Genomic DNA, 9,608 nt, shown 5'->3' on the forward strand with positions numbered 1-9,608 from the left:
TCTAGCCGAGCAGCAGCATCGCGAGCGGCAGCACCGGCAACAACGCGTCGATGCGATCGAGCACGCCGCCGTGCCCCGGCAACAGGCCGCTCGAGTCTTTGACGCCGGCCTGGCGTTTCATTATCGATTCGAACAGATCGCCGACCACGCTGAAAACCACCAGCAGGGTCAGCGCGAGCACCGTGCGTAGCGCGCCCAGTTGCGCCAGCAGCGCAGAATACAGGGTCGGCTCGAACGCGTGCAAAAAGATCGCCGCCGCCGCGACGATCATGACCAGCAACCAGCCGCCGATTGCGCCCTCCCAGGTTTTACCCGGACTGATGGCGGGTGCCAGCTTGTGCTTGCCAAACGCCTTCCCCGAGAAGTATGCGCCGATATCGGCGAGCCATACCAACAGCAGCAGCGACAGCACGAACGGCACACCCAGCATGCGTGCTGCGACGAGAGCATGCCAGCACGCGATGAAACCGACGATACCGGCAAGAAACAGAAAGGCGCGCCAGGCGCCCTGCGCGAGCACGGGCTTGCGCAGCAGCACGAATGGGCCGCCAATCACCCAGAAAATCGCCGCCGCCTGAAAGAATGGCCGTGCATGCTCGGTGCCGATGCCCAGCCGCGTGCTGGTGACAAGCCCGAGTGCCGCGACGAGCGCGTACAGAACCGGACCCGCGCCGCCGAGCTTCAGCAGGCGTGCCCACTCCCACGCGGCGAACACGACGACGAACGCGATCAGCGCGCCAAACGCGCCGACCGGCGCGAACAGCGTGACAGGCAGGAACACTGCCAGCAGCACGATCGCCGTGATGACACGGGTTTTTAGCATGGAAGCGAATCGACGTTCTGCGATTGCGGCTCGAGCTGAGCACTGGTGCGGCCGAAGCGGCGTTCGCGCTCGGCGTACGAAGCGATGGCGTGACCGAGCGCGTCGGCGTCGAAATCCGGCCAGAACGTGTCGGTGAAATAGAACTCGGTGTAGGCGAGCTGCCACAGCAGGAAGTTGCTGACGCGGCGCTCGCCGCCGGTGCGGATGAACAGGTCGGGCTCGGGCGCATAAGCCATCGACAGATGCTCGGCGAACGCGTCCTCGTTGACCTCGACCGGTTTGCCGGTCGCCGCCGCCTGCTCGACGAGCTTGCGGGTGGCTTGCATGATGTCCCAGCGGCCGCCGTAGTTCGCGGCGATGGTCAGCGTAAGGCGGGTATTGCGCGCGGTCTTGGTTTCCGCACGCTTGATCAGATCACGGATCTTGTCGTCGAAACGCGCGAGGTCGCCGACCACGCGCAAACGGATGCCGTTCGCGTGCAACTTGCCAATCTCGCGCTCGAGCGCGGTGACGAACAGGCGCATCAGGAACGACACCTCCTCGTTCGGACGGCGCCAGTTTTCCGAGCTGAACGCGAACAGCGTCAGATATTCGACGCCCCGCCGCGCGCACGCCTCGACGGCCGCCCGCACCGCGTCGACGCCGCGCGTATGGCCCGCCACGCGCGGCAGACGCCGCTGGGTGGCCCAACGGCCGTTGCCATCCATGATGATCGCGATGTGTCGCGGCACCGCGGCGACTTCAGGCACGCGCACGGTTGAGCTGGTATAGGTCATGGCCGTCGGGACAGTAATGCCAGTAAAGAAGTGGAAATCAGAAAGGCTGAGCCGAACGGCGTCAGACCGTCATGATCTCAGCTTCTTTCGTCGTGACGAGCTTGTCGATTTCAGCGACGAACTTGTCCGTCAGCTTCTGGACGTCGTCGCCGGCACGACGCTCGTCGTCTTCAGAAATTTCCTTGTCCTTGACGAGCTTCTTCAGTTGCTCGTTGGCGTCGCGACGCAGGTTGCGCACGGCCACCTTGGCCGTTTCAGCTTCGCTGCGCACCACCTTGGTCAGTTCGCGGCGACGCTCTTCGGTCAGCGCGGGCATCGGAACGCGGATCACGTCGCCGTGCGTGGCCGGGTTCAGACCGAGGTCCGACTCGCGGATCGCCTTTTCGACGACCTGGACCATCTTCTTTTCCCACGGCTGCACACCGATCGTGCGAGCGTCGATCAGCGTCAGGTTCGCGACCTGCGAAATCGGCACCGGCGAGCCGTAGTAGTCGCATTGGATATGATCGAGCAGGCCCGTGTGCGCACGGCCAGTGCGGATCTTCGACAGGTCGTTCTTGAACGCGTCGATGGAGCGCTGCATCTTCTGTTCAGCGCCCTTCCTGATATCAGCCACAGACATTTTTAAACCTCCGAACCTTCAAAACGGTGCGAGCCGCCCGGCACGCGCGATGCGGCGGCCCGGGCTCGCGTCAAAGCCCATGTAATGTAAACGAAGTTTACACGTGGACGAGGGTGCCCTCGTCCTCACCTAGCACGATGCGCTTGAGCGCACCGGGTTTGACGATCGAAAACACGCGGATCGGCAGCTTCTGGTCGCGGCACAGCGCAAAAGCCGTCGCGTCCATCACCTGCAGATTGCGGCCGATTGCCTCGTCGAAGCTGATCGTGGTGTAACGGGTCGCGCTCGAATCCTTCTTCGGGTCGGCCGAATAGACGCCGTCCACCTTGGTTGCCTTCAGCACCACTTCCGCGCCGATTTCCGAGCCGCGCAATGCAGCGGCCGTGTCGGTCGTGAAGAACGGGTTGCCGGTGCCGGCCGCGAAAATCACGACCTTGCCTTCCTCGAGCTGGCGGATCGCGCGGGGGCGGATATACGGCTCGACGACCTGGTCCATGCGCAGCGCGGATTGCACGCGCGCCTCGATGCCAGCATGGCGCATCGCGTCCTGCAGCGCCAGCGCGTTCATCATCGTGGCGAGCATACCCATGTAGTCGGCCGTCGCGCGGTCCATACCCGCCGCGCCGCCCGCGACGCCACGAAAAATATTGCCGCCGCCGATCACCACGGCCAGCTGCGTTCCGAGACGGACTACTTCGGCCACGTCCGCCACCATTCGTTCGATAGTCGCGCGATTGATGCCGAAGGCATCGTCGCCCATCAAAGCTTCACCGGAGAGTTTGAGCAGGACGCGTTTATAGGCAGTGGGCATAGAGGTATCCAGATCGCGCAGAACAGGGCAACAACAAGGGACTAATGTAGGGGTGAAATGCTGATTCGGGCAAGCGCCGCCAAATTGGCGAACCCAAGGGTTCGCCAGCGGCGGCCACGCGGCGAGGGTCAACCCGTGCGCGGCCTTGCGGTGCTGCCGACCGCGGCGAGGTCTTGCCTCGCCGCGGGTCCAAACGGTACAGCTGTGAAGCTTAGGTAACGCTTATTGTTGCTTTGCAGCAGCGACCTGAGCGGCCACTTCCGCAGCGAAGTCGTCCTGCTTCTTCTCGATGCCTTCACCGACCACGAACAGTGCGAACTTCTGCACGCTCGAGTTGGCCGCCTTCAGCATCTGCTCGATCGTCTGCTTGTCGTTCTTCACGAACGTCTGGTTCAGCAGCGACACTTCCTTCAGGTACTTCTGCACGCTGCCGTCGACCATCTTGGCGACGATTTCAGCCGGCTTGCCCGATTCGGCCGCCTTCTGTTCAGCGATGCTGCGTTCCTTCGCGATCAGGTCCGCCGGGACGTCGTCCGACGACAGCGAAACCGGCTTCATCGCGGCGATGTGCATCGCCACGTCCTTGCCGACCTGCTCGTCCGCGCCGGTGTACTCGACCAGCACGCCGATGCGCGTGCCGTGCAGGTACGCCGCCAGCTTGTTCGCGGTGTCAAAGCGCACGAAACGGCGGATCGACATGTTTTCGCCGATCTTGCCGACCAGCGCGAGACGGACTGCGTCGACGGTCGAGCCGTCGAGCGGCAGCGCCGACAGCGCGGCGACGTCAGCCGGGTTTTGCGTTGCGACGAGCTCGGCGACCTTCTTCGAGAACGCGAGGAAGTCGTCGTTCTTCGAGACGAAGTCGGTTTCGCAGTTCAGCTCGACGAGCGAACCAGCGTTGCCGCCGATGAACGATGCGACCACGCCTTCAGCCGTCACACGCGATGCCGCCTTGCTCGCCTTGTTGCCGAGCTTCACACGCAGCAACTCTTCAGCGCGCGCCAGATCGCCGTCGGCTTCCGTCAGCGCCTTCTTGCATTCCATCATTGGCGCGTCGGTCTTCGCGCGCAGTTCTGCAACCATGCTTGCGGTAATTGCCGCCATCATTTGCTCCTTGAGTTCTGTCTGTCACACGCCGCCCGCACTTCGATGCCGGCGGCAGGAATTCGTTTCAGCGTTTTCGCGTATTTTTGCGAGCGACGCGTGCCACGCCACCTCGGACACTCTGCCAGATGTCCGTTACAACATCTGTTACAAGCGTCGCGGCTTAAAAAAAGGGGGCCTGTAGAAAGCCCCCTTTTATGTCGGACACTGGGCAGCCTTACGCTTCCGGGTTGACCTCGACGAACTCGTCGCCGTCGCCGCCACGTGCTGCCTGGACCACTTCGTTGACCGCATTGGCACGGCCTTCGAGGATCGCGTCGGCCACACCTGCCGCGTACAGGGCGACGGCCTTGCTGGCGTCGTCGTTACCCGGGATCACGTAGTCCACACCTTCCGGCGAGTGGTTCGTATCGACCACGGCGATGACCGGAATGCCGAGCTTGTTCGCTTCGGTCACGGCAATCTTGTGGTAGCCGACGTCAACCACGAAGATCGCGTCCGGAATGCCGCCCATGTCCTTCACGCCGCCGATCGACTTCTGCAGCTTGGCCATTTCGCGCTCGAACAGCAGCGCTTCCTTCTTGCTCATGCGCTCGGTTTCACCGGCTTCCAGCGCTGCTTCCATGTCCTTCAGGCGCTTGATCGATACCTTCAGCGTCTTGAAGTTGGTCAGCATACCGCCGAGCCAGCGTGCGTTCACGAACGGCATGCCAGCGCGCTGCGCTTCCTGGGCGATCGTGTCGCGCGATTGACGCTTCGTACCGACGAACAGGATCGTGCCGCGGTTCGATGCCAGCTGACGCGCGTACTTCAGCGCGTCGTTGTACATCGGCAGCGTCTTTTCGAGGTTGATGATGTGAATCTTGTTGCGATGACCGAAAATGAAGGGAGCCATCTTCGGGTTCCAGAAACGGGTCTGGTGACCGAAGTGGACACCTGCTTCCAGCATTTGACGCATCGTAACTGCCATGAAATTCTCCACGAGGGTTGGGTCTTAAGCCGGCTGCCGTACGGCCGCGCCCGCCTCTATTTTGGCTGGAACGCGGCGGCACCCTGGGTGCGCCGGCTTGCGAATTGGTTGCCTGATACTGCTTTCTTTGACTCACGACGCCAGCAACCGAATTGCCGCGAGAAGCCGGTTCTGCCTGGTTCGAATAAAAACGGACTAGGACCGACTTAGCCAAAGAGTATAGCACGCGACTATCGACTGACTCAACCGACCCAACCACCGGCCGATAGCCATCCGCACCGCAGCGCACAGCCAGGCCCCGAATCCCCGCTTCCCGTCCAATGGCCCACCAATCGGCCGATTTGGATCGCTTTTAGCCCATTACCGCCCGATCCAGCGCAACGAGCCCGCCCCCACTGCTGTAAAATGGCTCGATTCCGCCACGCGCGGGGGATCGTCGACGATCGACCGGCATGCCGTGTCCGGAAGACGCCCTCCGCCAGGCCACCGTCACACCCAGCGAGCCTTATCCAGCAAGGCTTCCGAGGAAACCATGGCTATCACCATCAAAAACGAAGACGACATCGCGAAGATGCGCGTCGCCTGTCGGCTCGCGAGCGAAGTGCTCGACTACATCACGCCATTCGTCAAGGCCGGCGTCACGACGGGCGAGCTCGACCGCCTGTGCCACGAATACATGCTGAAGGACCAGGGCACGGTCCCCGCGCCGCTGAATTACCAGCCGCCCGGCTACCCGCCGTACCCGAAGGCCACCTGCATTTCCGTCAACGACGTGATCTGCCACGGCATTCCGGGCGACAAGGCCCTGAAAAACGGCGACGCGCTGAACATCGACATCACCGTCATCAAGGACGGCTACTTCGGCGACACCAGCCGCATGTTCATCGTCGGCGAAGGGTCGATCATGGCGAAGCGCCTCGTGCAGGCTACCTTCGAGTGCATGTGGCTCGGCATCGACCAGGTGCGCCCCGGCGCCCATCTCGGCGACATCGGCTATGCGATCCAGAAGCACGCCGAAGGCCTCGGCTACAGCGTGGTGCGCGAATATTGCGGCCACGGCATCGGCACCGTGTTCCACGAAGACCCGCAAATCCTGCACTATGGCCGCCCCGGCACCGGGCTCGAACTGCAGGCCGGCATGATCTTCACGATCGAGCCGATGATCAACGCCGGCCGCCGCGACATCCGCACGATGCCCGACCAGTGGACCGTCAAGACCAAGGACCGCAGCCTGTCCGCCCAGTGGGAGCACACCGTGCTCGTCACGGAGACCGGCTACGACGTGCTGACCGTGTCGGCCGGTACGCCCGCGCGTCCGCCTGTGGTCGCGGCTACCGCCTGACCGATTCCGACCTCACCTTCCGTCTGCCAATGAGTAGCGTTCCAGCCGTCGCCCCCTCCCATGCCTCGTCGCTCAAGGCGGACTACAAAGTGGCCAAAGCCCAGTTGCTGGAACGCTTTCGAACGGCCACCAACGTCGACGCGTTGATGGCCGCGCTCGCGCGCGCCACGGACCATTCGCTGCGCGCCGCCTGGGACACCTGCGAGCTGCCCGACGATCTCGCACTGGTCGCGGTCGGCGGCTATGGGCGCGGCGAACTCGCGCCGCACTCCGACATCGACATCCTGGTGCTGCTGCCCGACACGCGGCTCGAGCATCTGGAGGCGCGCATCGAGCGCTTCATCAGCCTCGCGTGGGATCTCGGGCTGGAACTCGGCAGCAGCGTGCGCAGCGTGTCGCAATGCCTCGAGGAAGCGGCCAACGACGTCACGGTGCGTACCTCGCTGCTGGAAGCGCGACGCATCACCGGCAGCACCGCGCTGTTCGACGATTTCGCCCAACGCTACCGTGCGGTGCTCGACCCGAAGGCGTTCTTCCAGGCGAAGGTCCTCGAAATGCGTCAGCGTCACGCGAAGTTTCAGGACACGCCGTACGCGCTCGAGCCGAACATCAAGGAAAGCCCGGGCGGGCTGCGCGATCTGCAGCTGATCCTGTGGATCACGCAGGCGGCCGGGTTCGGCAGCAGTTGGCGCGAGCTCGAAGCGCGCGGGCTCATCACCGAGCGCGAGGCGCGCGAACTGCGCCGCAACGAGGGCTTCCTGAAGGCGCTGCGCGCGCGGCTGCATGTGATCGCCGGGCGCCGTCAGGACATCCTGGTGTTCGATCTGCAGACGCCGGTCGCCGAGAGCTTCGGCTTCAAGCCGACCGCGACCAAGCGCGCGAGCGAGCAACTCATGCGCCGTTACTACTGGGCCGCGAAAGCGGTCACGCAGCTCGCGACGATCCTGATCCAGAACATCGAGGCGCAGCTGTTTCCGACCACGAGCGGCATCACGCGCGTGCTGTCGGATCGCTTCGTCGAAAAGCAGGGCATGCTCGAAATTACGTCCGACGACGTGTTCCAGCGCGAGCCGAACGCGATCCTCGAAGCGTTTCTGCTTTACGAGCGCACCCCCGGCGTGAAGGGTCTGTCGGCGCGCACGCTGCGCGCAATCTACAACGCCCGTGATGTGATGGACCAGCATTGGCGGCGCGATCCGGAAAACCGCCGGCTCTTCATGGAAATCCTGAAGCAGCCGGCCGGCATCACGCATGCGTTCCGCCTGATGAACCAGACCAGCGTGCTCGGGCGTTATCTGCTGAATTTCCGGCGCATCGTCGGGCAGATGCAGCACGACCTGTATCACGTGTACACCGTCGATCAGCACATCCTGATGGTGCTGCGCAATCTGCGCCGCTTCGCGATCGCCGAGCATGCGCACGAATACCCGTTCTGCAGCCAGTTGATCGCCAACTTCGACCGGCCGTGGGTCCTGTACGTGGCCGCGCTGTTTCATGACATCGCGAAAGGCCGCGGGGGCGATCACTCCACGCTGGGCATGGCCGACGCGCGGCGCTTCTGCCGGCAGCACGGCATCGAAGGCGAGGATGGCGAACTAGTCGTGTGGCTCGTGCAGCAGCATCTGACGATGAGCCAGGTCGCGCAGAAGCAGGACACCAGCGACCCCGAAGTGATCAAGCGCTTCGCCGAGCTGGTCGGCACCGAGCGGCGTCTAACGGCGCTCTATCTGCTGACCGTCGCCGACATCCGCGGTACCAGCCCGAAGGTCTGGAACACGTGGAAAGGCAAGCTGCTCGAAGACCTCTACCGCACCACCCTCGCCGTGCTGGGCGGCGCTCAACCGGACGAACATTCGGAGCTGAAGTCGCGCAAGGAAGAAGCGCTCGCGCTGCTGCGTCTCGAAACCGTGCCAGAAGGCGCGCAACGGGCGCTGTGGGACAAACTCGACGTCGGCTACTTCCTGCGCCACGACGCGGCGGACATCGCGTGGCAAACGCGCGTGCTGTACCGCCACGTCGAAACGCCGACGCCGCTCGTGCGCGCGCGGCCGTCGCCGATCGGCGACGCGCTGCAGGTGCTCGTCTACGTGAAGGACCAGCCCGATCTGTTCGCGGGCATCTGCGCGTATTTCGACCGCAACGGCCTGTCGGTGCTCGATGCGCGCGTCAGCACGACGCGCCACGGCTACGCGCTCGACAACTTCCTCGTCACGCACACCGAAGAGGACGTGCACTATCGCGACATCGCCAATCTGGTCGAGCAGGAGCTGACCGCGCGTCTCGCGGGCCACGGCACCTTGCTGCCGGGACCGTCGAAGGGCCGGCTGTCGCGGCTGTCGCGCACCTTCCCGATTACGCCGCGCGTCGACCTGCGGGCCGATGAGCGGGGCCAATACTACATCCTGTCCGTGTCGGCGAACGACCGGCCGGGCCTTCTTTATTCGATCGCGCGCGTGCTGGCCGAGCACCGGGTCGGCGTCGCCTCGGCGCGGATCAATACGCTCGGCGAACGCGTCGAGGACGTGTTCCTGCTCGAAGGGCACAGCCTGTCGGACAATCGCCTGCAAATTCAGGTCGAGACAGAACTACTGCGCGCGATCGCAGTGTGAGATTTCATGCGAATCAAATTAACAGCGAAGCATCCGCGGCCGGCGTCGTCCGAACGCGCCCCTGTCCGTCCCGGCAGCGCGTCGGCGCGTAAGCCGACCCGTCCAGCGGGGCCGAAACCCTTCGAGGCCGAGGGTGGCGCGAAGCGGCCGGTCGGCGCGAAGCCGGCGGGCGCCGGTGCGCCGCGCGCGCCGCGTGCCGAAGGGTCGGGCGCGCGCGAACGGGGCACGGCTGCCGCGGGCGCACCGCGCCGGTTCGAAGGCGCGGCTGAGCGTGGCGAGCGCGCGCCCCGGCGCGATTTCGGCGAGCGGACCGAACGCGCGCCGCGTCGCTTCGAAGGCAGCGCTGAGCGTGGCGAACGCACCCCCCGGCGCGAATTCGGCGAGCGGACCGAACGCGGGCCGCGTCGCTTCGAAGGCAATGCTGAACGTGGCGAACGTGCCCCACGGCGCGAATTCGGCGAGCGGACCGAACGCGCGCCGCGTCGGTTCGAAGGCAGCGCTGAGCGTGGCGAACGCACCCCACGGCGCGAATTCGGCGAGCGGACTGAACG

The 9,608-nt window shown here is 64.4% G+C and carries 9 protein-coding genes; 2 read left to right on the top strand and 7 right to left on the bottom strand.

Annotation, left to right across the window (positions count from 1 at the left end; all coding sequences use genetic code 11):
- Position 1 precedes the first annotated feature (1 nt).
- The 6 genes from AB3X89_RS35060 to rpsB all read right to left on the bottom strand — a co-directional run bounded on the left by AB3X89_RS35060 (position 2) and on the right by rpsB (position 5,106).
- Positions 2-823 carry a phosphatidate cytidylyltransferase gene (locus AB3X89_RS35060; RefSeq protein WP_368587333.1) on the bottom strand — a complete coding sequence of 274 codons (822 nt, stop codon included), beginning with the start codon at positions 821-823 and terminating at the stop codon, positions 2-4.
- Positions 817-1,599, bottom strand: coding sequence for a polyprenyl diphosphate synthase (gene uppS, locus AB3X89_RS35065; RefSeq protein WP_368587334.1), 783 nt, complete (start codon positions 1,597-1,599; stop codon positions 817-819). The genes AB3X89_RS35060 and uppS overlap by 7 nt, the downstream gene beginning before the upstream one ends.
- A 61-nt stretch (positions 1,600-1,660) precedes the next feature.
- Complete coding sequence (gene frr, locus AB3X89_RS35070; protein WP_013089702.1) at positions 1,661-2,221, bottom strand: ribosome recycling factor; 561 nt, start codon at positions 2,219-2,221, stop codon at positions 1,661-1,663.
- Positions 2,222-2,318: 97 nt separating this feature from the next.
- Entirely contained in the window at positions 2,319-3,032 is a 714-nt protein-coding gene (gene pyrH / locus AB3X89_RS35075; RefSeq protein ID WP_013089703.1) for a UMP kinase, read from the bottom strand.
- 222 nt (positions 3,033-3,254) lie between these two features.
- Positions 3,255-4,136, bottom strand: a complete 882-nt coding sequence (tsf, locus tag AB3X89_RS35080) for a translation elongation factor Ts (protein WP_368587335.1) — start codon at positions 4,134-4,136, stop codon at positions 3,255-3,257.
- Between the two features lie 217 nt (positions 4,137-4,353).
- Positions 4,354-5,106 (bottom strand): 30S ribosomal protein S2, encoded by a 753-nt coding sequence (gene rpsB, locus AB3X89_RS35085; protein WP_013089705.1) that lies wholly within the window; start codon positions 5,104-5,106, stop codon positions 4,354-4,356.
- A gap of 532 nt (positions 5,107-5,638) precedes the next feature.
- Here rpsB and map point away from each other — a divergent pair.
- The gene (gene map / locus AB3X89_RS35090) at positions 5,639-6,448 is read left to right on the top strand and encodes a type I methionyl aminopeptidase (protein WP_152850980.1); all 810 of its coding nucleotides are present in this window, start codon (positions 5,639-5,641) and stop codon (positions 6,446-6,448) included.
- 29 nt (positions 6,449-6,477) lie between these two features.
- Complete coding sequence (locus tag AB3X89_RS35095; RefSeq protein WP_368587336.1) at positions 6,478-9,057, top strand: [protein-PII] uridylyltransferase; 2,580 nt, start codon at positions 6,478-6,480, stop codon at positions 9,055-9,057.
- A gap of 18 nt (positions 9,058-9,075) precedes the next feature.
- Here AB3X89_RS35095 and AB3X89_RS35100 read toward each other — a convergent pair.
- Positions 9,076-9,608, bottom strand: a 533-nt coding sequence (locus AB3X89_RS35100) for a hypothetical protein (protein ID WP_368587337.1), incomplete at its 5' end; no start/stop codon positions are given.

Origin of the sequence: Paraburkholderia sp. BR14320, assembly GCF_040948665.1 — a bacterium.
GTDB lineage: Bacteria > Pseudomonadota > Gammaproteobacteria > Burkholderiales > Burkholderiaceae > Paraburkholderia > Paraburkholderia youngii.